This window comes from Caulobacter sp. SSI4214, assembly GCF_012184455.1.
Taxonomy (GTDB): domain Bacteria; phylum Pseudomonadota; class Alphaproteobacteria; order Caulobacterales; family Caulobacteraceae; genus Caulobacter; species Caulobacter vibrioides_E.
The window spans coordinates 1-26333 of the sequence record NZ_SZWJ01000056.1; the positions used below are offsets into that span (position 1 = coordinate 1).

The 26333-nt window shown below is 67.5% G+C and carries 24 protein-coding genes and 1 tRNA gene; 9 read left to right on the plus strand and 16 right to left on the minus strand.

The genetic code is table 11. The annotated features are described in order from the left end of the window. From FCU40_RS15415 to FCU40_RS15425, 3 genes are all read right to left on the minus strand, one after another. The coding region (locus FCU40_RS15415) for a hypothetical protein (protein ID WP_168076091.1) at positions 1 to 266 on the minus strand (266 nt) is incomplete at its 3' end. Positions 267 to 428: 162 nt separating this feature from the next. Next, positions 429 to 1490, minus strand: coding sequence for a LacI family DNA-binding transcriptional regulator (locus FCU40_RS15420; RefSeq protein ID WP_168076092.1), 1062 nt, complete (start codon positions 1488 to 1490; stop codon positions 429 to 431). A 169-nt stretch (positions 1491 to 1659) separates the two neighbouring features. Then, positions 1660 to 3951 (minus strand): TonB-dependent receptor, encoded by a 2292-nt coding sequence (locus FCU40_RS15425; RefSeq protein ID WP_168076093.1) that lies wholly within the window; start codon positions 3949 to 3951, stop codon positions 1660 to 1662. A 200-nt stretch (positions 3952 to 4151) separates the two neighbouring features. On the opposite strand from FCU40_RS15425, the gene FCU40_RS15430 reads away from it, so the two are divergent. Together FCU40_RS15430 and FCU40_RS15435 are read left to right on the plus strand one after the other, a co-directional pair. Then, positions 4152 to 4952 (plus strand): FadR/GntR family transcriptional regulator, encoded by an 801-nt coding sequence (locus FCU40_RS15430; protein ID WP_168076095.1) that lies wholly within the window; start codon positions 4152 to 4154, stop codon positions 4950 to 4952. Between the two features lie 91 nt (positions 4953 to 5043). Next, positions 5044 to 7722, plus strand: coding sequence for a glycoside hydrolase family 2 TIM barrel-domain containing protein (locus FCU40_RS15435; RefSeq protein WP_168076097.1), 2679 nt, complete (start codon positions 5044 to 5046; stop codon positions 7720 to 7722). A gap of 372 nt (positions 7723 to 8094) precedes the next feature. On the opposite strand, the gene FCU40_RS15440 is transcribed toward FCU40_RS15435, so the two are convergent. From FCU40_RS15440 to hisI, 10 genes are all read right to left on the minus strand, one after another. After that, positions 8095 to 9363 (minus strand): metallophosphoesterase, encoded by a 1269-nt coding sequence (locus FCU40_RS15440; protein WP_168076099.1) that lies wholly within the window; start codon positions 9361 to 9363, stop codon positions 8095 to 8097. Between the two features lie 23 nt (positions 9364 to 9386). After that, on the minus strand, positions 9387 to 12005 hold the full coding sequence (locus tag FCU40_RS15445) for a TonB-dependent receptor (protein WP_168076101.1): 2619 nt from the start codon (positions 12003 to 12005) through the stop codon (positions 9387 to 9389). A 116-nt stretch (positions 12006 to 12121) separates the two neighbouring features. Further along, complete coding sequence (locus FCU40_RS15450) at positions 12122 to 13150, minus strand: FecR domain-containing protein (RefSeq protein ID WP_168076103.1); 1029 nt, start codon at positions 13148 to 13150, stop codon at positions 12122 to 12124. Then, positions 13147 to 13668: an RNA polymerase sigma factor gene (locus FCU40_RS15455; protein WP_168076105.1), complete on the minus strand. Its 522-nt coding sequence runs from the start codon at positions 13666 to 13668 to the stop codon at positions 13147 to 13149. The genes FCU40_RS15450 and FCU40_RS15455 overlap by 4 nt, the downstream gene beginning before the upstream one ends. Before the next feature lie 334 nt (positions 13669 to 14002). After that, a tRNA-Ser gene (locus FCU40_RS15460) sits at positions 14003 to 14092 on the minus strand. A 200-nt stretch (positions 14093 to 14292) separates the two neighbouring features. Continuing rightward, complete coding sequence (locus FCU40_RS15465) at positions 14293 to 15135, minus strand: MBL fold metallo-hydrolase (RefSeq protein ID WP_168076107.1); 843 nt, start codon at positions 15133 to 15135, stop codon at positions 14293 to 14295. A gap of 93 nt (positions 15136 to 15228) precedes the next feature. Then, the gene (locus FCU40_RS15470; protein WP_168076109.1) at positions 15229 to 15909 is read right to left on the minus strand and encodes a hypothetical protein; all 681 of its coding nucleotides are present in this window, start codon (positions 15907 to 15909) and stop codon (positions 15229 to 15231) included. A gap of 112 nt (positions 15910 to 16021) precedes the next feature. Further along, on the minus strand, positions 16022 to 17038 hold the full coding sequence (locus FCU40_RS15475) for an RluA family pseudouridine synthase (protein WP_241693627.1): 1017 nt from the start codon (positions 17036 to 17038) through the stop codon (positions 16022 to 16024). A gap of 17 nt (positions 17039 to 17055) precedes the next feature. After that, positions 17056 to 17682 carry a LysE family translocator gene (locus FCU40_RS15480; RefSeq protein ID WP_168076112.1) on the minus strand — a complete coding sequence of 209 codons (627 nt, stop codon included), beginning with the start codon at positions 17680 to 17682 and terminating at the stop codon, positions 17056 to 17058. Next, a complete protein-coding gene (gene hisI / locus FCU40_RS15485) occupies positions 17669 to 18088 on the minus strand; it encodes a phosphoribosyl-AMP cyclohydrolase (RefSeq protein WP_004618742.1) in 420 nt (139 codons plus the stop codon). Before hisI ends, FCU40_RS15480 begins: the two co-directional genes overlap by 14 nt. 68 nt (positions 18089 to 18156) lie before the next feature. On the opposite strand from hisI, the gene FCU40_RS15490 reads away from it, so the two are divergent. Beyond that, positions 18157 to 19041, plus strand: coding sequence for a DUF817 domain-containing protein (locus FCU40_RS15490; RefSeq protein WP_168076113.1), 885 nt, complete (start codon positions 18157 to 18159; stop codon positions 19039 to 19041). Positions 19042 to 19074: 33 nt separating this feature from the next. Here FCU40_RS15490 and folE read toward each other — a convergent pair whose 3' ends face one another. Continuing rightward, complete coding sequence (folE, locus tag FCU40_RS15495; RefSeq protein WP_035017173.1) at positions 19075 to 19704, minus strand: GTP cyclohydrolase I FolE; 630 nt, start codon at positions 19702 to 19704, stop codon at positions 19075 to 19077. A 200-nt stretch (positions 19705 to 19904) separates the two neighbouring features. On the opposite strand from folE, the gene cysS reads away from it, so the two are divergent. Genes cysS through FCU40_RS15525 form a run of 6 tightly spaced genes read left to right on the plus strand, consistent with a single transcriptional unit; the run spans position 19905 to position 25440 of the window. Next, positions 19905 to 21296, plus strand: coding sequence for a cysteine--tRNA ligase (gene cysS / locus FCU40_RS15500; protein ID WP_035017171.1), 1392 nt, complete (start codon positions 19905 to 19907; stop codon positions 21294 to 21296). Between the two features lie 5 nt (positions 21297 to 21301). Further along, on the plus strand, positions 21302 to 21763 hold the full coding sequence (locus tag FCU40_RS15505; protein ID WP_004618734.1) for an SRPBCC domain-containing protein: 462 nt from the start codon (positions 21302 to 21304) through the stop codon (positions 21761 to 21763). An 8-nt stretch (positions 21764 to 21771) separates the two neighbouring features. Next, on the plus strand, positions 21772 to 22233 hold the full coding sequence (locus FCU40_RS15510) for an iron-sulfur cluster assembly scaffold protein (protein WP_168076115.1): 462 nt from the start codon (positions 21772 to 21774) through the stop codon (positions 22231 to 22233). A 53-nt stretch (positions 22234 to 22286) separates the two neighbouring features. Next, positions 22287 to 22541, plus strand: coding sequence for a membrane protein insertion efficiency factor YidD (yidD, locus tag FCU40_RS15515; RefSeq protein WP_035017170.1), 255 nt, complete (start codon positions 22287 to 22289; stop codon positions 22539 to 22541). Beyond that, complete coding sequence (gene thrS / locus FCU40_RS15520; protein ID WP_168076116.1) at positions 22538 to 24514, plus strand: threonine--tRNA ligase; 1977 nt, start codon at positions 22538 to 22540, stop codon at positions 24512 to 24514. The genes yidD and thrS overlap by 4 nt, the downstream gene beginning before the upstream one ends. Then, positions 24514 to 25440: a glycosyltransferase family 2 protein gene (locus FCU40_RS15525; protein ID WP_004618728.1), complete on the plus strand. Its 927-nt coding sequence runs from the start codon at positions 24514 to 24516 to the stop codon at positions 25438 to 25440. The genes thrS and FCU40_RS15525 overlap by 1 nt, the downstream gene beginning before the upstream one ends. A gap of 213 nt (positions 25441 to 25653) precedes the next feature. Here FCU40_RS15525 and FCU40_RS15530 read toward each other — a convergent pair whose 3' ends face one another. Together FCU40_RS15530 and FCU40_RS15535 are read right to left on the minus strand one after the other, a co-directional pair. Next, a complete protein-coding gene (locus FCU40_RS15530) occupies positions 25654 to 25971 on the minus strand; it encodes a hypothetical protein (RefSeq protein WP_206677349.1) in 318 nt (105 codons plus the stop codon). Between the two features lie 60 nt (positions 25972 to 26031). Continuing rightward, on the minus strand, positions 26032 to 26333 hold a 302-nt coding region (locus FCU40_RS15535), incomplete at its 5' end, for a hypothetical protein (protein ID WP_168076120.1).

The window sequence follows — 26333 nt, forward strand, 5'->3', positions numbered from 1 at the left end:
TGCGTCAGCGCCTTGTCCAGCAGCGCCGCCCGCTCGTCCGGCGAAAGCTTGGCGTCCATCCAGGGAAGCTCGGGAGACACGGCGGCCTGAGCGGTGCTCGACATCGCCAACACCGACATGCTCGCGGCGAGCAACAGCGCCCGCGCGGGTCGCGCGGCGGAGGCGGCGGATTTGTGATGGCCCACCCGTCCAGTCGCGACGACCACGGGCGCCGCTGACGTAAAAGAGGCCAGACCGCTCGTGTCGAACTTTGGCGTGAAAGGCATGGGCTCCCCCTAAAGGTTGCGACCTCCTGTGGGCGAGGTCTGTGCTCCACCGCTTCTCCGGCGGGGATGGGAGCGTTTTACGCGCGAACGAAAACGTTTTCTATAACAATCGAAATTGGTCAGGCCTCTTTTTGTGCAGCGGAGGCCGACGTGATCTTTTTGCTAGGGAGCCAGATGGATGTCAGACGGGGCGCGCGCGGCGGACTGGCGTCGAACCAGGCGGTAGTCGAGCTTACGCTCCTGAACCCGCGCCCGGAAGCGACGGTCTCCGAACCCACCGATCAGCATGTCGACCGCGGCCTCCGCCATTTCGGCGATGGGTTGATGCACGGTCGTAAGCGGCGGCCAAGAGGTTTCGCCGCCCGGGGCGTTGTCGAAGCCGACCACGGAAAGGCGTTCAGGCACGGCGACGCGGTGCTTGGCCGCGGCGGCCAGCGCGCCGATGGCCATCTCGTCGTTGCCGGCGAAGATCGCGGTCGGCGCCGGCTCCAGGGCCAGCAAGGCCTCGGTCGCGTTGAAGCCCGACATGCCGAAGAAGTCGCCTTGGGCGATCCAGGCGCTAGGGACGCTCACGCCCCGCTCGGTCATGGCGGCCAGATAGCCCGCCTTGCGCCGCACCGCGGCGCGGTGGCCCGCCGGCCCATCGATGTAGGCGATGCGGCGGTGTCCCAAGTCCCAGAGCGCCAAGGTCTGCTCGCGAGCGGCCCCTTGGTCATCCATCCAGACATAGGGCGAGCGCGCCTCGTCGCTGTTGGGCGCCAGGCGGACATACGGGATCGCCGCATCCTCGATCGCGGCCAGCAGGTGGGGATCATCCGAGAGCGGCGGCGTCAGGATCAGTCCGTCGAAGGCGGCCGAGCGCACGAACGCGGCCAGCGCCTCGGGGCTGGGCATGCCGTCGGCGCTCTCGATCTGCTCGACGAGGAGGTGATAGCCGGCCCGACGGCAGGCTCGGGTCGCCCCAAGCTGGACCTCGCCAAGATAGTGGTAGCCGCCCAGGCGCAAGAAGAGCGCGCCGATCAGATAGTTGCGCCGCCCCGACAGGGCGCGCGCGGAGACATTGGGCCGATAGCCCAGCCGCTCGACGATCTCGAGAACGCGACTGCGAACCTCGGGGCCGGCGCCTTCGCCGCGGTTAAGGACGCGCGAAACAGTGGCGATCGACACGCCGGCTTCCCGCGCGATGTCCTTGATCGAAACGCCCTTGTCGCCGCTCTTGTCCATCGCCCCTGGTCTATCAGGAATTGTTCGCCCGACGAGCCCCCAGCGCCGGCCCTCGACAAAAAGGCGGCGCGCCGTCGAAGGCGCGCCGCCGGTCGCCAGAGCGGCGAAGATCCCGGGATCCATGGGAGGCGGTCCCGGGGAGAAACGCGATCAGGTCGCCGCGCGCGCTCTAGAAGCCCATGCGGGCGCGCACGCCGACATAGCGCCTGGAATTGCGCGGCAGCAGCTGAGCCACCCCACCGGCGTTCGACGAACCGGTGTAGCCTAGAGACGTCGCATAGTGCTGATCGAACAGATTGTTGACGAACAGCGCCACCCGATAGGCATCCTCGTCGCGGCCCGCCACGCCGATGCTGGCGTTGACGACGCCATAGGCTTTCTGGCGCGAGATAGGCGCGCCCAAGAGATCAAGCATGACCGCGCTCTGATGGGTGTATTCCGCCGTCACAAAGCCGTCGAAGGGCATGCTCGGGAGCGCGACGTCATAGGCGCCGGCCAGGGAGTACTTGAACTTCGGCGAATTGGCCAAGGTCTTGCCCGACAGGTCCTGGAAGCTCGATGAGCCGACCGGGCGGCAGCCTTGGGCGAGTGTCTGACCCGTGTAGCAGGGGGCGTTGGCGAATTCGCGGATTGTCGCGTCCGTATAGGCCGCCGAGGCGTCGATGCGCAGGGCGCGGACCGGCTTGGCGGACACCTCGACCTCGACGCCCTTGCTGCGGAGCGCGCCCACATTGCTGAGCTGGGGCACGATGGTCCCATCCGGCTGGGTGACGCCGCCCTGGGCCTGGAAGTCGGTGAAGTCCGTCAGGAAGCCGGTGACGTTCAGTTGGACGCGTCTGTCGAGGATGCGGCTCTTCAGGCCCAGCTCATAGGCCTTGCTGGTCTCCGGTCGGACGGGATTGGCGGCCCGCCCGGGGTTAAAGCCCGTGCTGATGTCGAAGCCCTGCCCCTTGTAGCCGGTCGAGAAGGAGGCGTAGCCCATCACGTCGCGCGCCAGATCCTGACGAAGCGCGACCTTATAGGTGACGTGATCGTCCTTGGACTTGCCCGCGCAGACGGACAGGCACGTGGCGTTGTTCGCGGGCGGGCTGGCCGTCGGCGTAGTGTTGATGAAGGTGGCCTGAATTTCCTCGTGGTTGAACCGCAGGCCGCCGTCGAGATGGGTCCTCTCGCCGACGTGGTAGGTCATCTGGGTAAAGGCGGCCATGGTCTTGGTGCCGGCGGTCGCCGCCCAGCTGGTCGCGGCGTTGGGGCCCCGGGCGTAGGATCGGTTGGAGTCGCCGTCGGCGTAGAACAGGGCGAAGAGGTAGTCGAGCTTGCGAACGCCGCTCGACACCAAGCGCAGCTCCTGGCTGAAGTTGGTCGAATGGAACGGACCGCCGGCGGTCGAGCCCCTCGGCAGGATGCTGGTCGGGTCGGCGTTGTTCAGCAGCGTGGGCGTGCCCAGGGTGTCCAGGTCTTCCAGGAAGCGGAAGCGCCAGTCCTGATAGCCCGTGATCGAGACGAGGTTGGCGCCGCCCAGATCCAGGCTCACGCGGCTCGTCAGGGTGGTCTGTTTGCTGGTGTTCTTCGGCTCGGTGTCGAGGCGGATCTTGTAGTTGTCATCCCCGGGCGTCAGGCCCACGGCGGAAAGGGCCAGGGGCGCGCCGAAGGCGCTGGCGCCCGGTTTGATGCTCTGGAAGGTCCGCACCTGACCGTCGGTCTTGGTATTGGTGTGCGCGGCGGTCAGGCTGATGTTCAGGTTCTCGGTCGGGTCCAGTTCCAGCCGCCCGCGCACGCCGTAGGCGCGCTCGCCGTTCAGCTTGTGACCGGTGTTGAGGTTTTTGATGTAGCCGTCACGGTCACCATAGAAGGCGTTGAGGCGGAAGCCGGCCTTGTCCGAGATCGGTCCGGAGACCATCCCCTCGACACGCTTTTCACCGTCACTGGTCAGGGTTCCGCCCACGGAGCCCTTCAGGGTCTTGGTCGGCTTTTGCGTCACGATGTTGATGACGCCGGCCGCGGAGTTCTTGCCGAACAACGTGCCTTGCGGGCCGCGCAGCACTTCGAGGCGGGCGATGTCGTTGAGGCCCGAGAAGGCTTGAGCTTGTTGCAGCAGCGCGACGTCGTCGACCACGACCGCGACGCTCGGCTCGATACCGATGCTGAACGAGAAGGTGCCAATCCCGCGCAGATTGATGCTGTTGCCGGTGGCGTTGGTGTTTTCAGTGACCGTCAGGCTGGGCGAGACGCGGACCACGTCGGTGACTTGAGACACGTTGCGCGCTTCCAGCTGTTCGCTGGTCACCGCGCTGACGGCGGCCGGCACGTCTTGCAGGTTTTGTTCGCGCTTTTGAGCCGTGACGACGATCTCGTCGAGCGCGACATTTTGCTCGGCCGACTTGGGAGCGGCTTGCGCCCAAACCTGTCCCGACGCCGCGATCATCGCGGCGCTCGCCATCCAAAGAAGACGCCTGTTCATTTCCCCTCCGATTGTTATTCGCGCCAGGCTTTCCGGTCGCGCTCAATCTGTCTGACCAATTCTTGGGGCGTATGAATTTGGGTCAACCTCTTTTTGCCTGACATCTTCGCGGCGCCGGCGCAAAATCGGCCGCGCTGACCAGCCGGCCCGCGCGCGGTCGGCGCGGGCGGCGGATGTCGAGGCGAAGGGGAGGATGTCGAGTGTCAATTCGCGCGAAGGGTGCGGCGGATCGGTCAGCCGGCGACGATGGCGCGATCAGCGGCGATCGCCTCTACCAGCGATTGGCGCGCCATATCTTCGATGACCTGGTGGATGGGCGGTATGCGATCGGCAGCCGCCTGCCGGCCGAGCGCGAGCTCTGCGCCGAGTATGGCGCTAGTCGACCCGCCGTGCGGGAGGCGCTGATCGCGCTCGAGGTCCAGGGTTATCTCGATATCCGAGTGGGATCGGGGGCCTATGTCCGGCGGCTGCCCGGCCTGGAGGATCACCCCGGTTTCGCCATCACCGCCTTCGAACTCACCGAAACGCGCCTGGCTTTCGAAGGTGAAGCGGCGGCCCTGGCGGCCAAGCAGATCACCGACGAGGAGATCGCCAAGCTTGAAGGGCTGCTGGAGGCGATGGTCGCCGAGAATCTTCGCGCCAAGGTGACGGAGGACGCCGATCGCGAATTCCACATGACCATCGCCCGAGCGACGCGAAACGCCGGGGTCGTGCTGACGATCGAGGAGTTGTGGCGCCTGCGCTCCACCTCTCCGGCCTGCGCTCTGCTCCATGACAAGGCCCGCAGCGCCAAGATCCGCCCGGTGGTGGCCGAGCACCGCCGCATCGTTGACGCGCTGAAGGTGCGGGATCCCCACGCGGCGCGAGCGGCCATGCGCGCGCACTTGGCCGCCGTCATGGACCACCTGCTGTTCACGACGGAGGAGATGGCGCTGGAAGAGGCCCGTCGCGCCGCCGCCGGCGTGCGGGCTCGGTACTCATCCGCGCTGGACGAAAGCTGACTGACCAATTTTTAAGATTGATCTGGCAGATTCAGCGTTAGTCGCTAAGCTCGCGCCAAAGTCGCCATTGAGCGATGTGGGAGGCTTGCCGATGAAACGATTGTTCCTGGCCACGACCATGGCCGCCCTCATCGCCCCCGCCGCCGCCATGGCCGCGCCTATCGCCAGCCCGATCCGAACCGAAACGCCGCTGGCCCAGGACTGGCGGTTTCGCCAGGACGACACGCTGAGCGGCGTCGAGCGCCCGGACTTCGACGATCAAAATTGGCGGCGTGTCAGCGTCCCGCACACCTGGAACCGAGTGGGACTGTATCAGCCCGGTGCGGTCGGGCGCCTGAACAAGGCCGAAAACATCAACAAAACCCAGGGCGTGGGCTGGTACCGGCTCACCTTCGCCGCGCCCAAGCTGAACGGCCGCCGCGCCTATCTCCAGTTCGACGCGGTCAGCCGCGCGGCCAAGGTCTGGCTGAACGGGGTCTATCTGGGCGAGCACCAGGGCGGCTTCTCACGCTTCCGGCTCGACGCCACCGACGCGCTGCGCGGCGACGGCCAGAACCTGCTGGTCGTGCGCGCGGACAACAGCAAGCCCGCGCCGGGCTCGCCGACGGTCGACAACCTGCCGCTGACCGGAGACTTCTTTGTCCACGGCGGCCTCTACCGCCCGGTGAGCTTGGTGGTGACGAACGCCGTCCACTTCGACATGCTCGATTTCGGCGGTTCCGGCGTCTATGCCCGCACCACCGCCTTGAGCGCTGATAAGGCCGTCATCGAGGTCAAGGCGAGGCTGCGGAACGACCTGAGCCGCGCCGCGGCGGTGCGCGTGGTCTCGCGGCTCCGCGACGCCGATGGCAAGGTCGTGGCTCAGGCCATCGCCTCGGCCGGCCTTCCGACCAAGGGCGGACAGGAGTCGACGCTATCCTTGTCGGTCTCGAACCCGCGCCTCTGGAACGGGGTGATCGACCCTTACCTCTATCGGCTCGAAACCGAGCTGGTCGGCCGCGATGGGAAGGTGCTGGATCGCGTCTCCTCGGCGTTCGGCGTGCGTCAAATGGGTTTTGATCCGGAGAAGGGCTTCTTGCTGAACGGCAAGCCCTATCGTTTGCGGGGCGTGGGCTACCACCAGGATCGCGAGGGCAAGGGCTGGGCTCTTTCGCCCGCCGACATCGAAGAGGATGTGGCGATCCTGCGCGAGATGGGCGCCAACTCCATCCGCCTGACCCACTACCAGCACGGCCAGACCATCCACGATCTGGCCGACAAGTATGGCTTGGTGTTGTGGGACGAAATCCCCCTGGTCTCGGCCTGGACGACGGGCGGCGCCCTGGAGCCGACGCCCGCCCTGGTCGAGAACGCCAAGCAGCAACTGCGCGAGCTGATCCGCCAGAACTACAACCATGCCTCGGTCGCCAACTGGGGCATCGCCAATGAAGTCGATTTCGGCAACTCCTTTCCCGCCTTCCTGACGGGCTACAAGGACGGCAAGGCGCCGGACCCGATGCCGCTGCTCAAGACGCTGAACGATCTCGCGCACCAGGAAGACGTCGGCCGCCCCACGGCGCTGGCGACCTGCTGCGAGGGCCGCGTCTTCGCCGCCGGCGTGGACGTGCCGACGACGGCCGAGGCCGCGGACCTTGGCGGCGCCAACCGCTACTTCGGCTGGTACTTTGGCGCGCCCGACGACCTGGGACCTCACCTCGACGCTCTACACGCCAAACGCCCGCGTCAGCCGCTCTCGGTGACCGAATACGGCGCCGGCGGCGGCGTCACCCTGCACACCGACGACGTGCTGGGCGGGCCGATCGACTCGCGCGGCCGGGCGCAGCCCGAGGAGTACGAGAGCTACATCCACGAGACCGCTTGGGCGGCGCTGTCGCGGCGCTCCTACCTGTGGGGTTCCTGGCTGTGGAACGCCTTCGACTTCGGCACCACCATTCGTCACGAAGGCGACGCCGACGACATCAACACCAAGGGCTTGGTCACCTACGACCGTAAGGTCCGCAAGGACGCCTGGTACTTCTACAAGGCCAATTGGACGACCACTCCGACCGTGCACATCAATGGTCGGCGCTATGTCGACCGGGCCTATCCGGTGACGGACGTGCGGGTCTATTCAAACGGCGCGGCCACCGACCTGACGCTGAACGGAAAGTCCCTGGGCCAGCGGAGCGAGTGTCCGCAACGCGTCTGTGTCTGGCGGGCCGTCCGCCTCCAGCCGGGCGAGAACGTGCTGGTCGCCAAGACGGAGGTCCAGAACCAGACGGTCGAAGATCGCATCGTCTGGCGCCGTCCCGCCGACCCCAAGGCGCCGATCCGCATCGACGCGGGAACCCTTATCGGCGCGGGCAAGACGACGGCGTTCGGATCGGACGCCTTCTTTACCGGCGGCCAAGCGCTCTCGGCCAATACGTCGGCGGACTATGGGCGTCCGGAGGTTCGCGCCGCCATCACCGGGACCGATGAGGTCGATGTCGCCGCGAGCTACCGCCAGGGGCGCTTCTCCTACGCCGTCCCCGTCGCGCCTGGTCGCTACAGCGTGCGCCTGACCTTCGTCGAGCCGAACCTCGCCGCTGGCGCGCGTCGCTTCGACGTCCTTGTCAATGGCGCGCTGGTCCTCAAGAACCTGGACGTCGCCGCCGAAGGGGGCGGCGCGCTGAAGGCGGTCACCAAGGCGTTCGAGGCGGAAGCGCGGGACGACGGCCTGACGCTGCGGTTCGTACCCACCCAGGGCGAAGCGATCGTCTCGGCTATTGAGATCAAGCCGGTCGACTAGGACTCCACGGGTGCTCGCTGCTTGATCGCCTACTCAGGCTTTTACGTCTCGTCCTTCGAAGACTTGATGCTCCTCCCGAAGGTTGAACAGTGCACTGGTTGAAATTCCGACTACAAAGGGCTGGCAACCCTCGGGCACGATGGTGCTCGCGCCGCATCTCGGTCGCAGATGGTGCTGTAAAGGCGAAGCTTTAAGTTCCATGACTCACCCGCGGCCGTTTCGACCGTCCTACCGAAGATCCGGTGTGTGGAGTGATGGCAAAGTCTGCTGTGGCGCACGGCGGAAGTCTTGGCCCGGAAAGGGCCGCGGGATGGGGGCTTGCTTGGAAGAGGGCGTCGCGGTCGCACGAAATGCGACCGCGATGAGGTGGTGTTAGGAGCCTTTGCCGAACCGTTGTCGGAAATCGCTTAGGGTGATCGTGAAGTCGTCCTGGCCGTGGAAGTCCGCGTCGGACAGCGCCGGCTTTTCCTTGGCCTTGTACCAGGCGGCGTATTGCGCCGTGTCGCGGCTGCTCTTGTTGTAGACGGTGGAATAGGTTCGCACCGCGATGGTCGGCGTCGCATCGCCTAGATGGAAGGTCATTATCCGTAACCAGCCGTCGCCGATGCCGACGTAGGGGTTGTTCACGCCCGCGTCGATCGCTGTCTGATGGCGGTCCTGATAGTCGCTGAGCACCTGCACGACCTTGTGGCCGAAGCGGTTGTCATCGGTCCGCAGGGCCTGACCGTGCTCGTGGCCGCACAGCACAAGGAAGATCTGGTCGTGCTGGCTGATGAACTTGTCCCAGACCATCTGCGGGGTGTTGTCGTTGGGGTCGACGGCGTTGTTGTCGATGATCGGGTTGGGCAGCCGGCGGCCGTCATTGTCCATGTAGTCGTGGGTCGTGACGATGGTCGGCAGGCCGGGGTGCTTGCGGATGACTTCGGCCGCCCACGCCAGGCTGTCGTTGGTCGGGTCGAAGCGCAGGCCGATGTGCAGGAAGGTGTAGCCGCCGGCCTTGAAGATCTGGGCGCTGTCGGCGCCGCCGTCATGCGAGTCCACGTACCAGGGCTTGCCCTTGAAGAACGCCGAGTCCGCGCCGAACACCGCATCGAAGTTCGTAAGGCCGCCGGCGTGCAGCATGCCAATGTCCTCGGGTCCCTTCACCACCGCCTTGGGCGGGTGGTTCACGTCGGTCCACATGGCGTCGTGGTCATGGTTGCCGGGCACGACGGCGAAGGGCGTCTTGCCGTCCAGCATGGCGTAGCCTTCGCGCGCCGTCGGCATCTCGATCTCGCGCACCTTGGGCGTGGGGGCGAATTCGTGGTCCATGACCGGATTGGGCGCGCGCTTGAAGCCGCGGGCCACGTGGTCGGGATCCATCTCCAGGCTCTGATGCTGCCAGACGTCGCCCAGGCCCACGACGAACGCGACGTCGCCGCCCTGGCTTTTGAGCCGGCTAGAGACGTAACGCAGCTGGTCCAGGAACATGTCGCGGCCGTCGAACGGGAAGCCGGCGACCTTCTGGTGGGTGTAGTCGATATAGTTTTGCGTGTCGGGCAGGACGGCGATCGAGAAGTCGCGAGTCTGCGCCGCGTGGGCCGGCGCCGCGACCAGGGTCAGCGACAGCAGGAGAGCGGCCCGGCTGAAGGGGGTCTTCATGGTGTGATGTCCTTGGCTGGGGATCAGAATTGCGCGCGCAGGGTCGCGCCGTAGCTGGCGAACTCGCCGAAGAACGGCACGTAGACGCCGGGCAGCAGGCTGCCGTAGCTGAGGTAGTTGGCGACGTAGTGCTTATCGGTGACGTTGCGGCCCCAAACGCTGAAGTCCCAGCGTCCATCGGCGGCGCGAAGCCCCGCGCGCAGGTTCAGCAGGCCATAGCCGCCGGTCCGCGAATAGGGTGAGTCATCGAGATAACCGTAGTAGTGGGACCGGAAGCTGTATTCCGCCACGCCGTAGCCGGTCAGACGATCGGTGACGTTATGCTCGTAGCGGGCGCTGGCGTTGGCGATCCAGCGGGGCGCGCCGGCCACCGGGCGTCCGGTCAAATCGCAGACGCTGACCGTCGAACCGGCCGGGCAGGGGCCGTTCTTGTAGGCCGCGTAGGTCGCGTCGTTGAACGAACCCGTGGCTGTCAGGGTCAGGCCCGTGAACGGGACGGCGGTCAGCTCGCCCTCGACCCCTTGGGTGCGCACGCTGCCGACATTGGTCAGCAGCTGGGCGACGTTGCCGTTGACCGTGGCGATGTAGGTCGCCTGGTAGTCGGAGACGTGGGTGTAGAAGGCGTCGACCGAGAACCGCAGGCGGCGCTGGAAGAACTCGCCCCGCAGGCCGGCTTCATAGCTGGTCGCCGTCTCGGGCTTGACGATCAGGCTGTCGGTCGTCTGGCCGGTGGCCGGCAGGCTGGTGTTGACGCCGCCGGCCTTCTCGCCGCGCGAGACGCTGGCGAAGTACATCAGGCTCGGCGTGGCGTGGTAGTCGGTGCTGAGCACGAAGGAGGGCGAGGTCTTGTCGGTGCTGACCTGGAACGGCGCCACCTTCTGGCTGACCAGGGCCGTGACGGCCTGGCCGTTAAGGAGCGAACGCGGCGTGTCGCGCCACACGGTTTCCTGCTTCTTTTCGTAGGTCTCGCGCAGGCCGGCGGTAATGTTCCAACGGGGGGTCACATGCCAGGTCGCCTGGCCGAAGGCGGCGTAGCTATGGGTCTCCGGCGTGGAATAGAGATCCCACTGGGTGTTGTTGTAGAGCAGCAGGCCCGCCAGGGCTGGCGAATACTGGGCATAGGTCGGCAGCAGGCCGTTGGGGATCCCGCTCAGCCAGGCCGCGGCGTCGGCGCCGTACTGGGTGATCGCCTGTACGTGCAGCTTCTGCTGGAAATAGTAGAGGCCTGCGACGGCGTCGACGTCGCCCATGCGCGGGAACTTGACCCGCAGCTCCTGGCTCAGCTGGTTGTGGTTGATCTTGTAGCCGCCGTTCAGCACGTCGGCCGCGGTGGCGTCGGTGTCGGAGTCCGAGGCGTAATGCCAGCGCCGGTAGGCCGTCAGCGAGGTGACGAGGAATTCGCCCAGCCGCCAGTTGGCCTCGGCCGAGAAGGCTGTCTGGCGCGTGCCGGTCTGGTCGTGCGCGCCGATATAGGTGGTCTCGCCTTCGGGATCGGCCTTCAGCACGGCGCCCACGGCGTTCAGCTTGGTCTGGAGGACCGTCGGCGTGACGCCCAGGGAATTGAGCGTCAGGACCGCGCCGGTGCTTTGCTGCTCGCGGTGATACTCGCCGATCAGGCGCAGGCTGAAGGCGTCGTTCGGCTTGTAGAGCAGTTGGCCGCGAACGCCCTTGCGGCCGATGTCGGCGACATCCTTGCCGGTCGTGACGTTGCGGACCACGCCGTCTCGGCTGGTGCTGTAGGCGGTCAGGCGGCCGGCCAACACGTCGCCCGCCAGCGGGCCGCTGATCGTGCCCTGATATTGCTGGAGATTGTCGCTGCCATAGGTGGCCTGGGCGCGGCCGCTGAATGCGAAGCTGGGCTCGGCGGTGGTGATATTGATCGCGCCGGCCGTGGTGTTCTTGCCGAACAGCGTGCCCTGCGGGCCGCGCAGCACCTCGATCTGGTCGACGTCGATCAGGTCGGTGGCGGCCATGCCGGGGCGGCCCAGGAATACGCCGTCCAGGAATACGCCCGCGCTGCCCTCCAGGCCATCATTGCCCGGATTGGTGCCCAGGCCCCGGATCGAGAAGCTGGACTGGTGGCCATTGGTGATCACGAAGTTGGTGCTGGGCACCAGGGTGCTGAGGTCCTCGATCCGGCGGTGGTCGTTGCGGGTCAGGTCGACGCCGCTGATCGCGGTCAGGGCGATCGGCACGTCGCTGATGCGTTCGCGCGACTTGCGGGCGGTGACGGTGACCTCCGCGATGGCGTCGACGGCCGGCGGCGCCTCGGACGTGGCGGCGGATTTGGCGGGAGCCGGCGAAACCAGGGCGGCCTTGACCAGGACGGCCCGATGCGGCCGTTGGATCACCACCGTCCCGCCGGAGACGACCTCGACGAGGCCCGTGCCTGACAGCATGCCGTGGATCGCCATGTCGAAGCTGGCGGCGTTGCGCACGGTCGAGGATCGGGCGCCCTGAACCATCTGCGGCGTGAACAGGATGTTGCGGCCGGACATGTGGGCCAGCTTGGTCAGGGCCTCGCCCAGGTCCTGCGACGGGATGTTGAAGCCGGTCGCATGCGTCTGGGCGGCGGCCGTGTTCGCGGCGGCCAGCCAGAGCGCGCTGGCCAGCAGCGCGCGCTTGATGTTGCGTGAGTTCATGTTCGTCGTCCCCGAAATTGGAGCGCGGAGGGGAGGGCGCTCCGGCTTTCGCAGGGCTTGACGACAGGGAACGGCGTTATCCGGGGTGTCGTGAAAATTTCACGGTCCGCGAGGGCTCAACGATGGGCAGCGGCGGCGGACCGGATCTCGAAACGGCCGGGACCGACTTCTCGCCAGGTCATCGGGTAGAGTGTCGATACGGCGTTGAGGAAGCCGACGGGATCGTTGACGTGGTAGACGCCGCTGATCGGCCTGGCGCCGATCGCGGGGTCCACGTCGAAGCTGGTCGGCGTCCGGGCGCCGAATTCCGCCAGGGCCGAAGCCAAGGTGGCGCCCCGCAGCACCAGTTCGCCCCGCTGCCAGGCCAGGGCGGAGGTCAGGTCCACTGGGGAGACGGTCAGTTGGCCGTCCGGCGCGAGTTCGGCGGCTTCGCCGGGGCGCAGGCGGGCGCGGACCGTCCTGGCGGCCGGATCGTGCAGCTCGACAGCGCCTTGCACCAGCACGACGCGCAGCGTCTCGTCCCGGCAGCGGACGGTGAAGCGCGTGCCCTTGTCCCACACCTGGAGCGGACCGGCGGCGACCCGGAACGGACGCCAAGCCTGGGTCATCCAGCGGCCATGACCGACGTCGAACTCCGCCTCGCCCCTGACCAGCCGGACCTCGCGGCTGAAGACGCCGTAGCGGACCTCCAGCCGGGTGGCCGCGTCCAGCCGCACGCGCGTCCCGTCGGGAAGCACGGTGTTCAGCTGCTCGCCGCGCGGCGTGGCGTAGGTCTGCTGGTTCGACAGCAGGGTGAACGTTGCGGCCGCCGCCGTGGCCAGGGCGGCGCCGGCGAAGGCCGCGCCCCGGAACCAGATCCTGGCCCGCCCCCGCGCCCGGGCGCCATGGCTGTCGCGCAGGCTCCGCGCGCGCAGCAGGGCGGGCGCCAGGACATCGGACCGTCCGGCCTGTTCGGACATGGTCCAGGACCTGGAGACGACGTCCATGGCCGCGGCATGTTCGGGCGCGGCCTTCAGCCAGGCCAGCAACTCCGCACGCTGGGGCTCGGAGAGGCTGTCGGAGCGGGCGCGCACGAACCAGCGCGTCGCTTCCTCGAGGACGCGTTCTTCGCTGGGCGCCAAGGTCGGGGCGGGGGCGACGGTCACGGCCGCAAGGTCTCCGCCAGCCGTCGGGAAATCAAGAGCAGCACACGTTCGACGTGACGCGATGCAGCCTTGGGCTCAATGCCGAGCCTGGCGGCGGCCTCGCGGTGGGTGAGGCCCTCGACGCGGACCAATAGGAAGACGCTGCGCGCGATCGGCGAGGCCTCCTCCAGGGTGGCGATGACCTTCGACAGCCGCTCTCGGGCGATGACAGAAGCCTCGGCCGACGGGCGATCGTCGCCCACCTCCCAGTCGTCATCCAGGCGGACCTGGGCGCTGCTGGCTTGGCGGCGGGCATTGCGCGCGCCGTCGATGATCAGGTTGGCGGCGATGCGGCGGAGCATGCCCTGCCACGACCGCACCGGCCTGGACGGCGGCGTGGCAAGAACTCGGGCGTAGACCTCTTGAACATAGTCGTCCACGTCGTCCCCGACACGCAGGCGCCGACGCAGATAGGCCCGCAGCAGGGGCTCCTCGTCCTGGACGAGGCGCTCGACATCGGGCTTGGGTTCGGGCGGCACGGCCGCGCTGATAGCGGTCGACTATAACAACTTTGCGAAGTTGGCGTTGGCCAGCCGCGCGCGCTCGCCAACGCTAAGGTAGAAGGTCTCGTTGGGGCGATAACCTCCGCGAAAGGCGCGGTCGTAGCCGACTGGGGCGCGGGCGGCCACGGGCTGGCGCGCATGGTCCAGGGCCAAGCGGCCGGCCTACATCCCCGACGATAAGGCCGCCCTGAAGGTGTCTCGCGGCAAACGTTGGTCGGATCAACCGGCTGACTGTTCGCGAACAGGTTCGTTGTTGCGGGTTCTAGGCTCAGGACTCATGGCCAGAAGACCACGGTCGCGGCGAGGGCTATGGCGGAGAGGGTGGGATTCGAACCCACGTTACGCTTTCACGTAAACCGCATTTCGAGTGCGGCGCATTCGACCACTCTGCCACCTCTCCAGGCGCCGTTCGGGAGAGCCGGAAAGGCCCCCGAGGTCGAGGGCGCGATACCTAGCGGCGTCGTCGGCGGGACGCAAGCCCCTGGACCAAGCTTTTTATCGAGCGAGCCCAGGGCGCGCGCGATTGTCAGAATGCAGCGGAAAAGCGGGGACTTCGCCAGGGTTCCCGGCGGCGCGTCCCGGGTCCCGACGCCCGTCGCCTCAGAGCTTCGAAAGGTCCACGACCGGGAAGCGCGGTCCCTGCTCGGGCGGGGAGGGCGGCTTGCCGGATCGGATCGCCACGCGGAGGGCGGGCGAGACCAGATCCGGGTCGGGCAGGATGGCGTCGGCGGCGGTGCGCAGGGCGATGAAGTCCAGCCGGTCGATCTTGTCGTTCAACTGGATATTGCCGGCCCTTTCCTCGGCCACGGTCGATTCGCGAGCCTCGACGGCGCAGACGCCCGGCAGGATCCGGGTTTCCGGCGGCAGGCCCAGAAGCTTGCGCGCGTCGTCCCAGGCCTTGCCGGCGTCGGCGCCCGGCACGTCGCAACGGCCCGCGCCGTCCTCGGGGCAGAGGATCAGGTCGCCGGTGAAGAGCATGTCGGCCATCTTGTAGGCCACCGCGCCGGGCAGGCGGCCGGTCAGGGCGATCGGGGTGATCTCCAGCCCGCCCATCGGGAAGGTGTCGCCGTCCTGGGCCAGCTTGTCGAAATCCCAGCCGTCCAGGTCGACCATGGTTTCCCCGAAGATCGGGGCCAGGCGCTTCAGGCTCTCGACGACCCGCGCGCCGATGCAGACCGAGGCGCCGGTTTCGTATTTCAGATGGCCGGCGGCGGAGAGATGGCCGGTGTGCAGGCCCGTTTCCAGGATCCAGGTGGGACCCAGATCCTTGGCGCGGATGTCGGCGATGATCTGGTCGACGAAACCCGTGTCGACGGCTTCGGTCTGGGGGTCGAAGTCCAGAACCGGGTCGACGATGGCGCAAAGAAAGGTCGCGGTGTCGACGATGACATAGGTCATGGTCCCGGTCGCGGGGTGGCGATATGCGGTGAGTTCCGGCTGCATCGAATAGCCCTAGACGCCCGAGGCGCGCACCATGGGGGCTAAGCCGTTAAACATCCGCGAACGCCGCGCGATCGTCGATCGCGGGTATGCGGATCAGCGCGACGGTTCGCTGGCCGGGCAGCCGCGACCGTCGGCGCGCATGTCCTGCACCCAGAGCGGCTCGACATAGCGGCTTCCATCGCGGAATCCAGGCGCGCAGCCGGCCGGCACGTCGCCATGACCCCGTCCGGAGCCGGTCATCACCGACAGCGCCAGGGACTGGCTTTCGCCGCCGCGCCGCCACGGTCCGCCATAGCCGTATCCGCCGCCGTACCCATAATAGGGATCAAGATAGGCGCCGCGCTTGCCGTAGTCGGTCTTCGAGACGGCCACGCCGACCGTGGTGTTCTCGCCGACCGGCATCAGGGCCGAGGCGTAGGCGCTGCGATAGCCGCCCGAACCCACCGAGAAGCCCGCCGAACCGTGGATCTTGCGCTTGCCGTCGGCGTCGCGGTCGTCGTCCTGGTCGCGCGCGGCCGGCACGATGCCGCGCGGGCCGTCCTCGACCTGGGGCGCGGGATTGGTGGTGATGAACGCGGCGATCTGTTCCTGGGTGGTCAACGGCTTGGCCGGCGTCGCGGGGGCCGGCGTCGGCGCGGCGGCGGTCGCGGTCAGGGCCTGGGCCGAGGGCTTGGCCTGGGCGGTGGCGATCACCTCGTCGTCGGCGGGCGCCGCCCGCGCGGCGGCGGCGTTCAGGGCCAGGGAGGCGACGATGATCGCGAGATGAGGCCGCATGACTACGCTCCACGACGACGGAACCCCAACAGTGCGCCGCCAAGTCAGCCTAATTAGGGCGAGTTTGTCGCCGGGGCGCAAGTTTTGCCTCGTCGCGACATTTAGGCCGGGTTCAGAGGGTTTCCAGACAGGCCTGCAGCGCCGCCATGTCCGCCGGCAACGGGGTTTCGAAGCGCAGGGCCTCGCCGGTGATCGGATGGACGAAGCCCAGCACCGCCGCGTGCAGGGCCTGACGCGACAGGCCGGCCTCCCGGATCATCTCGCGCACCGCCGTCGCCGGTTGGCCCGCGCCGTAGACCGGATCGCCCAGGCACGGCGAGCCCTTGCTGGCCATGTGGACGCGGATCTGGTGGGTGCGGCCCGTTTCCAGCCGGCAGGCGACGCGCGCGGCCAGGGGCTTGTCGGCGGGGCCGAACGCGGCCTCGACGCGGTAGTGGGTGATCGCCTCGCGGCCGCCCGCGCGCAGCACCGCCATCTTCTTGCGATCGCCGGGCGAGCGGCCGATGCGGGTCTCGATCGTGGACGCGGCCGGCGAGGGCGCGCCGCGCGTCAGGGCGATGTACAGGCGGTCGATGTCGTGGGTCGAGAACAGCCGCGACAGGCCCTGGTGAGCCGCGTCGCTCTTGGCCGCGACCATGACGCCGGAGGTGTCCTTGTCCAGGCGGTGGACGATGCCCGGCCGCGCCACCCCGCCGACCCCTGACAGGCTGTCGCCGCAATGGTGCAGCAGGGCGTTGACCAGGGTGCCGGTCCACGAGCCCGGCGCCGGGTGCGCCGCCATGCCGGCCGGCTTGTCGACCACGATCAGGTGCTGGTCCTCGTAGAGGACGGTCAGAGGAATAGCCTCGGGCTCGGGCTCGGCCGCGGCGGGCGGCGGGACCGACAGGACATAGGTCCCGGCCCGGGCCTTGCGCGAGGCGTCGGCGACCGGCTGGCCGTCGAGGCTGAGGCGGCCCTCGCCGATCAGGGCTTGCAGCCTGGCGCGGGACAGGGCGGGAAACAGCGGCGCCAGCGCCTTGTCCAGCCGCTGGCCAGCCTGATCGGCGGGCAGGTCGACGGTCAGGACCTCGGGGGCGCCCGCTTCGAAGGCGCCGTCCGCGAAGGCCAGGTCCGCGAAGTCGTCGTCCATGTCATCGACGGCGCGGGTCATCGCCGCTCCAACGCCAGCCGCAGGCCGAACGCCAGGAAGACGCCGCCGGTCACGCGGTCCAGCCAGCGGACCACGCTCGACACGCGCAGCAGGCCGGCGATCGGCACGGTGGCGGCGATCAGGACCGCGAACCACAGCAGGCCCTCGGCCACGTGGATGCCGGCCAGCAGCAGGCCGAAGCGGGCGGGATCGACGCCGGCCGGGATGAACTGCGGCAGGAACGAGACGTAGAAGATCCCGACCTTGGGATTGAGCAGATTGGTCAGCAGGCCCCGGCGCATCGCCGCGATCGGGCCCGCGTCGATGGCTTTCATCTCACCCGGTTCGAACTGGTCGCGGGGCTTGACGATCATGCGAAGGCCGGTCCAGGCCAGGAAGGCGGCTCCGGTCCACTTCAGCGCCGTATAGGCCAGGGTCGAGGCGGTCAGCAGGGCCCCGATGCCGAAGGCGGCCGCCGCGCCCCAGAGGAAGCAGCCCAGGCCGATGCCGATCGCCGCGCCCGCCGCCCGGCGCGGCCCCTCGGCGGCGGCCGTGCGAATGACCAGCGCCGTGTCCAGGCCCGGCGTCAGGGTCAGCAGGCCGGCGGCCAGGCTAAAGGCGACGAGGGCGTCAGTCGTGGTCATGGAGCGGCGCGTCCGTCTCGACCAGTTCGCCGTCCTTCAGCACGCGGTAGAAGCACGAGCGGAAGCCGACGTGGCAGGCGCCGCCGTCGCCGCGCGGACGAACCTTGATCAGCACCGCGTCCTGGTCGCAGTCGACCCGCAGCTCGACCACGTCCTGCAGCTGGCCGCTGGTCTCGCCCTTCTTCCAGAGCGCGTTGCGCGAGCGGCTGAAATAGTGGGCGACGCCGGTTTCGACGGTCAGCTTCAGGGCCTCGTCGTTCATCCAGGCCAGCATCAGGATCTCGCCGGTGTCGGCGTGCTGAGCCACCGCCACGACCAGACCGTCGGCGTTGAAGCGCGGGGCCAGGGCCGCGCCGCGTTCCAGATCGTGCTTGCTGTGCGCTTGGGGAAACAGGTTGGTGCTCATGGCGCCACATATGGCGCAGGCGCTGAGCCTGCGCTAGGTTCCGCGTCTCCCCGAGGGACGGGACAGGGATGACTCTGAAGGACCGCATCAAGGCCGCCGTCGCGGCTCTGGACGTGTGGGCTCGGCCCTGGGCGCGGCGCTCGCGCTGGAACGGCTACGCCTACGAATTCCTGCTGTTCGGCCTGAAACAGGCCTGGGCCTGCCTGTTCGGCGCTCTGATGCTGGCCCTGCTGGTGGGCACCCATCTGTTCTGGCCCGCCCACGCGCCGCTGGCCCGCTACGACTTTCTCGTCATCGCCGCGGTCGCGATCCAGGCGGCGCTGCTGGCGCTGAAGCTGGAGCGCTGGGACGAGGCGCTGGTCATCTTCATGTTCCACGTCGTCGGCACGGTGATGGAGCTGTTCAAGACGGCCCATGGCTCTTGGATCTATCCCGAGCCCAGCCTGTTGCGGATTGGCGGCGTGCCGCTGTTCACCGGCTTCATGTACGCCTGCGTCGGCAGCTATATCGCGCGGATCTGGCGGCTGTTCGACATCACCTTCGAGCGGTATCCGCCGTTCTGGAGCACGCACATCCTGGCGGTGCTGATCTACGCCAACTTCTTTTCCCACCACTACATCGTCGACTTCCGGGTCGGGCTGTTCGCCCTGTCGGCGCTCCTGTTCGGCCGGACGTGGTTCGTGTTCACGCCCGATCAAACCGCGCGGCGGATGCCGATGTTGATGGGCGCGGTGCTGGTGTCGCTGTTCATCTGGTTCGCCGAGAACCTCGGGACCTTCGCCGGGGCGTGGATCTATCCCAGCCAGGCGGACGGCTGGCGCCTGGTGCCGATCGAGAAGATGGGCGCCTGGTATCTGTTGATGCTGATCAGCTTCGTGCTGGTGACGCTGGTGCATCGCCCCGTCGACGCCTGCGTCGCGCGGCTGCGCGAGGGCATCTGGCGGGCGGCTTGATCCTCCCCCGCGTCGCGGGGGAGGATCCATTTCCTACTTCCGCACCAGGTCCATGAACCGCTGTTGCAGGACCTTGTCGGTCTTGAACACGCCGCGGAACTGGGTGGTGATCGTCGAGACGTCGTGGTGGTGGACGCCGCGCGTCGACATGCACTGGTGCTCGGCGTCGATCAGCACGGCGACGCCGGCGGCCGAGAGGTGGTCCTCGATGGCGTCGGCGATCTGCATGGTCATGGTCTCCTGGGTCTGGAGACGCTTGGCGAAGATCTCGACCAGGCGCGCCAGCTTCGACAGGCCCACGACCTTGCCGGTCGGCATGTACGCCACCCAGGCCTTGCCCAGGAACGGCGCCATGTGGTGCTCGCAGTGGCTCTGCACGTCGATGCCGCGCAGCATGACCATGTCGTCATAGCCCTGCACGTCCTCGAAGGTGCGCGACAGCTCCTTGGCCGGATCGCCGTGATAGCCGGCGAACCATTCCTCGAAGGCCTCGACCACGCGCTTGGGCGTATCGATCAGCCCCTCGCGTTCGGGATTGTCGCCGGCCCAGGCCAGCAAGGTCCGCACGGCGGCCATGGCCTCCTCTTTCGAGGGGCGTTCAGCGGCTTCAAGATCAAGATCGTCGGCGCCGATCAGGGTTCGTTCGCGAGCGAGGGCGTCCATGTCAGAGGGGTCTTTCCACGGGCTGAGTTGCGCCAGGACGCCGGTCGTCCTGGAATGACGCGTGCCACCCGTTTCACGGCTACGGTCGAAGCGTCGCGATGGACGTATCGATGGGCGTGGCCCAATCCGTATCCGAAGGATATATGGAGCCGGCCCCGCCTGGGGGCAACATCTCCGTTACGTCACAGCATCGCGACATCATGACCTTGAAGATCCACGACACCCTGGCGCGCGAGAAGCGCGACTTCGTTCCCGCCGATCCCACGCGGGTGACGATGTATGTCTGTGGCCCGACGGTCTACAACCACGCCCACATCGGCAATTTCCGGCCGGTGGTGGTGTTCGACGTGCTGTATCGCGTGCTGCGCCATCTCTATGGCGAGGACGCGGTGGTCTACGCCCGCAACGTCACCGACGTGGACGACAAGATCAACAAGAAGGCCGCCGACGAGGGCGTGCCGATCAGCGTGATCACCGAGCGCTATCTAGCGGCCTACCACCAGGACGCGGATGCGCTCGGCGCGCTGCGGCCCAATCTCGAGCCCAAGGCCACCGAACACATCGGCGCGATCCTGGAGATGATCGGCCAGCTGGTCGAGAACGGCAGCGCCTACGCCGCCGAGGGCCACGTGCTGTTCGACACCCAGAGCTTCGCCGACTACGGCCAGCTGTCGGGCCGGCCGCTGGACGAGATGATCGCCGGCGCCCGCGTCGAGGTCGCGCCCTACAAGCGCCACCCCGCCGACTTCGTGCTGTGGAAGCCCTCCAAGGAAAACGAGCCCGAGTGGGAAAGCCCCTGGGGCGCGGGCCGTCCGGGCTGGCACATCGAATGCTCGGCCATGATCGACAAGGCGCTGGGCAAGACGATCGACATCCACGCCGGCGGCATCGACCTGACCTTCCCGCACCACGAGAACGAGGTCGCCCAGAGCCGTTGCGCCCACAAGACGTCGGTGCTGGCCAACTACTGGATGCACAACGGCTTCCTCGACATGGGCGGGGAGAAGATGTCCAAGAGCCTGGGCAACGTCATCATCCCGCACGAGCTCTTGAAAACGGTTCCGGGCGAGGTGATCCGCTGGGCGCTGCTGTCGGCCCACTACCGCCAGCCGCTGGACTGGACGCCGGAGCTCCTGGAGCAGAGCAAGAAGTCGCTGGACCGCCTGTACGGCGCCCTGCGCCGCGCCAAGGACGTCGCGCCCGACCAGGCCATGGAGGCCCCGGCCGAGGTGATGGCCGCCCTGATGGACGACCTCAACACGCCGCTGGCGACCTCGGCCTTCTTCGAGGTGTCGAGCCTGATCGAGAAGGCCGTGACGGCCGGCGACACCGTCGCCATCGCCGCCAACAAGGCGCGCCTCCTGGAGGCCGGCGCCCTGCTGGGCTTCCTGCAGGCCGATCCGGACAGCTGGTTCGAAGGCGACGCCTCCGACGAGCTGAAGGCCCAGGTCGAGGCGCTGCTGGCTCAGCGCGTCGCCGCGCGCGCCGCCAAGGACTGGCCCGCCGCCGACGCCATCCGCGCCCAGCTCGACGCCCTGGGCGTCGTGGTCATGGACGGCCCGTCGGGCGCCACCTGGCGGATGAAGGACTGAGGGCCATGAAGCGCGCCGTCGAGCACCGCATCGGGGTCCAGGCCCCCGCCGAGATCGTCTGGGAGGTCGTGTCCGACTTTTCGACCTGGCACGAATGGAACCCCCTCTACCGCAAGGCCGAGGGGCAGATGAAGATCGGCACGGCCCTGACGCTGGAGCAGCACCTGCCCGACCAGCCGGCCCAGGTGATCGCGCCGATCGTCCAGGACTGGGTGCCCTACGAGCAGCTGCACTGGCGATCCAGCCGCATGGGCGGCTTCGTCACCGCCATCCGGTATCTCGAGATCGAGAACATGGGCCCGGAGAACGCCACCTTTTCGAACGGCGAGCTGTTCATGGGGCTTCTGCTGCGCTTCGTGTCGCGCGAGGAGCGCCGCCGGCTGAAGGCCGCCTTCGCGGCGATGGGCGAGGCGGTGCGCGATCGGTCCGAGGTCCTCTGGTCCGAGCGCCGACGGGCCCCCATCTGAGACGCGCGATGATCGACGACCTCTACAGCGCGAAAATCCTGACGCTAGTGGCCAACATGCCGCGCGCCGGCCGCCTGGCCGCGCCGGACGCCACCAGCGAGAAGACCGCCAAGCTGTGCGGCAGCCGAATCGTCGTCGATGTGACGATCCAAGACGGCCAGGTCGTCGACTACGCCCAGGACGTCTCGGCCTGCGCCCTGGGCCAGGCCGCCGCCGCGATCCTCGGCGCCAACGTGATCGGCGCCGAACTTTCCGAGATCGAGTTGGCGCGGGACTCGCTTGCCGCTATGCTCAAGTCGAACGGTTCGCCTCCCGCGGGCCGGTTTGCGGAGCTCGCCGTGCTGGAGCCGGTCAAGGACTATCCCGCCCGTCACGCCTCGACGCTGCTGGCGTTCGACGCGACGGTGGAGGCTGTCCGGAAGGCCACAGCCCGCTCCGAAACGCGAACTAGCACCGCCGGCGCGGCTTGATCCTTCCCTCCGGGGAGTGTGTAACCGCACTGCAACAAAGTCGCGCGCCGGCAATGTCTCTCTATGAACGCACCGTCGACCTTGGCCTCCGGGCCTACAAGTTGACGCTCTCGCCCTTTATCGGGCGTCAGTGCCGCTTCGCGCCGACCTGTTCGGAGTACGCGGCCGCCGCCCTGAAGGATCATGGCCCGATAACGGGTTCTTGGCTGACGTTGCGACGGATTTGCCGCTGCAATCCGTTTGGCGGATCGGGTTACGACCCGCCGCCGCCGCGACACCAGCCACGCAAGTGGAAATGTGAAGAATGATCGATCTGGTTTTCCCCGACGGCTCCTCGCGACAATATCCGGACGGCTCGACAGGGCGCGACGTCGCCGCCGCCATCTCCAAGTCGCTGGAAAAGAAGGCGCTGCTGATCAAGCTGGACGGCCAGGTGCTGGACCTGGACCGCGCCCTGACGCCCGACCTGCTGACGGGCGAGCGCAAGTTCGAGATCCTGACGCGCGACGCGCCCGAGGCCCTCGACACCATCCGTCACGACACGGCCCACGTGCTGGCCGAGGCGGTGCAGGAGCTGTTCCCCGGCACCCAGGTGACGATCGGCCCGAACGTCGAGGACGGCTTCTACTACGACTTCGCCCGCGACGAGCCTTTCAGCCTGGATGATCTGGAGAAGATCGAAAAGCGCATGAAGGAGATCGTCGATCGCGACGAGAAGATCACGCGCGAGGTCTGGGACCGCGACGAGGCCATCAAGCACTTCGACGAGATCGGCGAGCAGTACAAGGCGCAGATCATCCGCGATCTGCCCAACACCGACACGATCACGGTCTATCGCCAGGGGAACTGGAAGGACCTGTGCCGCGGTCCCCACCTGCCGTCGACCAAGCACGTCGGCAAGGCCTTCAAGCTGACCAAGCTGGCCGGCGCCTATTGGCGCGGCGACCAGAACAACGCTCAGCTGCAGCGCATCTACGGCACGAGCTGGGCCACCGAAGCCGACCTCGACGCCTATCTGAAGCGCGTCGAGGAAGCCGAGAAGCGCGATCACCGCAAGCTGGGCAAGACCATGGACCTCTTCCACATCCAGGAAGAGGGCAAGGGCATGGTGTTCTGGCACCCGAAAGGCTGGGCGCTCTATCGCGTGCTGGAAGACTATATGCGCCGCCGCCTGGACGCGGCCGGCTATAAGGAGGTCAAGACGCCGCAGATCCTGGACCGGAGCCTGTGGGAAAAGTCGGGCCACGCCGAGAAGTTCGGCCACGCCATGTTCATGTGCGAGAGCGCCGAGGGCGAGGTCCTGGCCGTCAAGCCGATGAACTGCCCCGGCCACATCCAGATCTTCAACGTCGGCCAGAAGTCCTATCGCGAACTGCCGCTGCGCATGGCCGAGTTCGGCGCCTGCCACCGCTACGAGCCGTCGGGCTCGATGCACGGCATCATGCGCGTGCGGGCCTTCACCCAGGACGACGCCCACATCTTCTGTCGCGAGGAGCAGGTCACCGAGGAGAGCGCGCGATTCATCGAATTGTTGCGCTCGGTCTATAACGACTTGGGCATGACGCTGGCCGACACCAAGTTTTCGACGCGTCCCGAGCTGCGCGCGGGTACGGACGAAATCTGGGACAAGGCTGAAGCCGCTCTATCGGCGGCCGCCGAGGCGGCGGGCGAGACCCTGGTGCTCCAGGAGGGCGAGGGCGCCTTCTACGGTCCCAAGCTGGAGTTCTCGCTGAAGGACGCGATCGGCCGCGTCTGGCAGTGCGGCACCCTGCAATTAGATTTCGTTCTGCCGGAACGATTGGGCGCTGAATACGTTTCCGAGGACGGTTCGAAGAAGCGTCCCGTGATGCTTCACCGCGCCATTCTGGGGTCCTTCGAGCGATTTATCGGCATTCTGTTGGAGAACTACGCGGGCGCCTTGCCCGTCTGGCTGGCGCCGACGCAAGTCGTGGTGGCCACCATTACCTCCGACGCCGACGACTATGCCCGCGAGGTCGTTGAGACGTTGACGAATCTAGGTATGCGCGCGGAACTGGACCTTCGGAACGAGAAGATCAACTATAAGATTCGCGAGCATAGCCTCGCCAAGACGCCAGTGATCGCGGTTGTGGGACGCAAGGAAGCAGAGACGAGGCAACTGGCCTTGCGCCGCCTGGGCGGCGAGGGACAGAGCGTCTTGCCGCTTGAGGAAGCCCTGGCCGTCCTGACCGCTGACGCCACCCCGCCGGACGTGGCGCGCGCGCGCGCCGCCAAGGCGTCACTGGAGGCCGCGACCGCCTGATGAACAGCATGATCCCGTCCCTCTCGACCATTACCGCCGGCGCCCGTCCGGCTCGCCCGAACGTGTCGGTGGTCATGGTCGTCTATCGGACGGGAGACGCGCTCATCGAGAGCATCAGGCACGTGCTGGCCGAGCCGTTGGTCGACGAGTTCGTGATCGTCGACAACGGCTCGTGCGCTCGCGACGAGGACATGCTGCGCGCCCTGGCCCTGACCGAGCCGCGCGTCGTGCTCAAGCAGGGCCACGGCAATATCGGCTTCGCGCGCGGGGCCAATCTGGGCGCCACGACGGCGGGCGGCGAGCACATCGTCTTCCTCAATCCGGACGCCAACCTGCAGCCCGGCTGCGTGGCCAGCCTGGTGACGGCCTTCAAGGGCCAGCCGACGCCGACCATCGTCGGGGCGCGGGTGCTGAACGTCGACGGCTCCGAGCAGCGCGGCGGCCGTCGCGGCGAGGTGACGCCGATGAGCACCGTGCTCAGCTTCGGCCAACTGACCCGCCGCTATCCGAAGCTGGCGGCCTTCGAGATACACCGGGAACACGAGCCGGTGCCGGCGGGACCGGCGCCGATGCCGACCATCTCGGGGGCCTGCTTCGCCATGCGCCGCCGGGATTTCGACGCCCTGGGCGGTTTCGACGAAGGCTATTTCCTGCACGTCGAGGACATCGACCTGTGCTGGCGCGCCCGCCGCGCCGGCGGCCAGGTGCTGTTCCAGCCCAAGGCCCAGGTCGTGCATCTGGGCCACACCAGCCTGGAGCATCCGGTCAAGGTCGAGTTCCACAAGGGCGTCGGCCTGACCCGCTATTTCATCAAGCGCGCCGACTCGTTCCAGCTGTTCGCCGCCGCGGTGCTGCTGGCCCCGGCCATCATGCTGATGAGCGTCTGCCGCCCGCTGCTGTGGAAGCTGACCGGGCGGCCGATTTAGGGCGACGGTCTGGTCGGCTTTCGGCCCTAATAGATATCCCTCCTCAACCGACCTCCCCGGCGAACGCCGGGGCCCAGATTCATCCAGAGCGCTTGGGGGTGGTGCGACATCGCTCCGAACTAAAGGGACGCGCGCCCGTGGGTTCGATCTGGGTCCCGGCAGTCGCCGGGAAGCTCAGGTTTATGGGAGAAGGGGAGAGGCTGTTCGCGGCCCTTAGCGGCCCTCTCTTGTAAGTCGCTCAGAGGCCTTTGCCGCCTCTCTGACACACTGGGAGATTTCTCTTTCGACCTTGACGCATTTCGCCGTGTAAATTTCCTGACCATCGCGGCTGAACACCACTGTCGTGAGCCATCGGCCGCCGGCAGCAGGCTTTATCTGATCGACTAGGGCCTTCATCGGGCGCCCGGTCACATCCTGCACCGCGCTGCGAAAGTCGCCCGCGAAACGCTGGGTCAAGCCGTCATCACCTCCCGTCCAGACTTCGACTGCAGACGTTGTGATGCTCGATACGAGAAGAAGTTCAAGGATCATCGCCAGACATTATCTCCGGTGCGTCCGCAATCCAACCAGATCTGTCCTCAGGAACCGCCGCTACATCGGCCCGATCGTTTCGAACCGCTTGCCGTCCGGCCCCTCGATCGACGTGGGCGCTTGCAGGTTCCTGGCGGGAAGCATCGCCCGGTAGCGCTCGTAGATGGCGCCGGCGTTCAGCTTCGACTTGGCCGTCAGGCAGAGGTCGTATTCGCCCTCGCGGCCCCACGGCTTGCGTTCGACATGGGCCAGGTCGCGGTCGGTCCTGACCATGTCGGACACGGTGTCGGAAAGCGCCCGGTCGATGCCGCCGCCATAGCTGCCGAAGCGGATCGTCACGTCGCAGCGCGACGCCGGGCCGC

What these genes read in the sequence shown, in the direction of transcription:
- FCU40_RS15420 (WP_168076092.1), bottom strand. Translation starts at nt 1,490, where the DNA reads ATGGACAAGAGCGGCGACAAGGGCGTTTCGATCAAGGACATCGCGCGG.
- FCU40_RS15425 (WP_168076093.1), bottom strand. Translation starts at nt 3,951, where the DNA reads ATGAACAGGCGTCTTCTTTGGATGGCGAGCGCCGCGATGATCGCGGCG.
- FCU40_RS15435 (WP_168076097.1), top strand. Translation starts at nt 5,044, where the DNA reads ATGAAACGATTGTTCCTGGCCACGACCATGGCCGCCCTCATCGCCCCC.
- FCU40_RS15440 (WP_168076099.1), bottom strand. Translation starts at nt 9,363, where the DNA reads ATGAAGACCCCCTTCAGCCGGGCCGCTCTCCTGCTGTCGCTGACCCTG.
- FCU40_RS15445 (WP_168076101.1), bottom strand. Translation starts at nt 12,005, where the DNA reads ATGAACTCACGCAACATCAAGCGCGCGCTGCTGGCCAGCGCGCTCTGG.
- FCU40_RS15465 (WP_168076107.1), bottom strand. Translation starts at nt 15,135, where the DNA reads ATGCAGCCGGAACTCACCGCATATCGCCACCCCGCGACCGGGACCATG.
- FCU40_RS15470 (WP_168076109.1), bottom strand. Translation starts at nt 15,909, where the DNA reads ATGCGGCCTCATCTCGCGATCATCGTCGCCTCCCTGGCCCTGAACGCC.
- FCU40_RS15475 (WP_241693627.1), bottom strand. Translation starts at nt 17,038, where the DNA reads ATGGACGACGACTTCGCGGACCTGGCCTTCGCGGACGGCGCCTTCGAA.
- FCU40_RS15480 (WP_168076112.1), bottom strand. Translation starts at nt 17,682, where the DNA reads ATGACCACGACTGACGCCCTCGTCGCCTTTAGCCTGGCCGCCGGCCTG.
- hisI (WP_004618742.1), bottom strand. Translation starts at nt 18,088, where the DNA reads ATGAGCACCAACCTGTTTCCCCAAGCGCACAGCAAGCACGATCTGGAA.
- FCU40_RS15490 (WP_168076113.1), top strand. Translation starts at nt 18,157, where the DNA reads ATGACTCTGAAGGACCGCATCAAGGCCGCCGTCGCGGCTCTGGACGTG.
- folE (WP_035017173.1), bottom strand. Translation starts at nt 19,704, where the DNA reads ATGGACGCCCTCGCTCGCGAACGAACCCTGATCGGCGCCGACGATCTT.
- cysS (WP_035017171.1), top strand. Translation starts at nt 19,905, where the DNA reads ATGACCTTGAAGATCCACGACACCCTGGCGCGCGAGAAGCGCGACTTC.
- FCU40_RS15505 (WP_004618734.1), top strand. Translation starts at nt 21,302, where the DNA reads ATGAAGCGCGCCGTCGAGCACCGCATCGGGGTCCAGGCCCCCGCCGAG.
- FCU40_RS15510 (WP_168076115.1), top strand. Translation starts at nt 21,772, where the DNA reads ATGATCGACGACCTCTACAGCGCGAAAATCCTGACGCTAGTGGCCAAC.
- yidD (WP_035017170.1), top strand. Translation starts at nt 22,287, where the DNA reads ATGTCTCTCTATGAACGCACCGTCGACCTTGGCCTCCGGGCCTACAAG.
- thrS (WP_168076116.1), top strand. Translation starts at nt 22,538, where the DNA reads ATGATCGATCTGGTTTTCCCCGACGGCTCCTCGCGACAATATCCGGAC.
- FCU40_RS15525 (WP_004618728.1), top strand. Translation starts at nt 24,514, where the DNA reads ATGAACAGCATGATCCCGTCCCTCTCGACCATTACCGCCGGCGCCCGT.
- FCU40_RS15530 (WP_206677349.1), bottom strand. Translation starts at nt 25,971, where the DNA reads ATGATCCTTGAACTTCTTCTCGTATCGAGCATCACAACGTCTGCAGTC.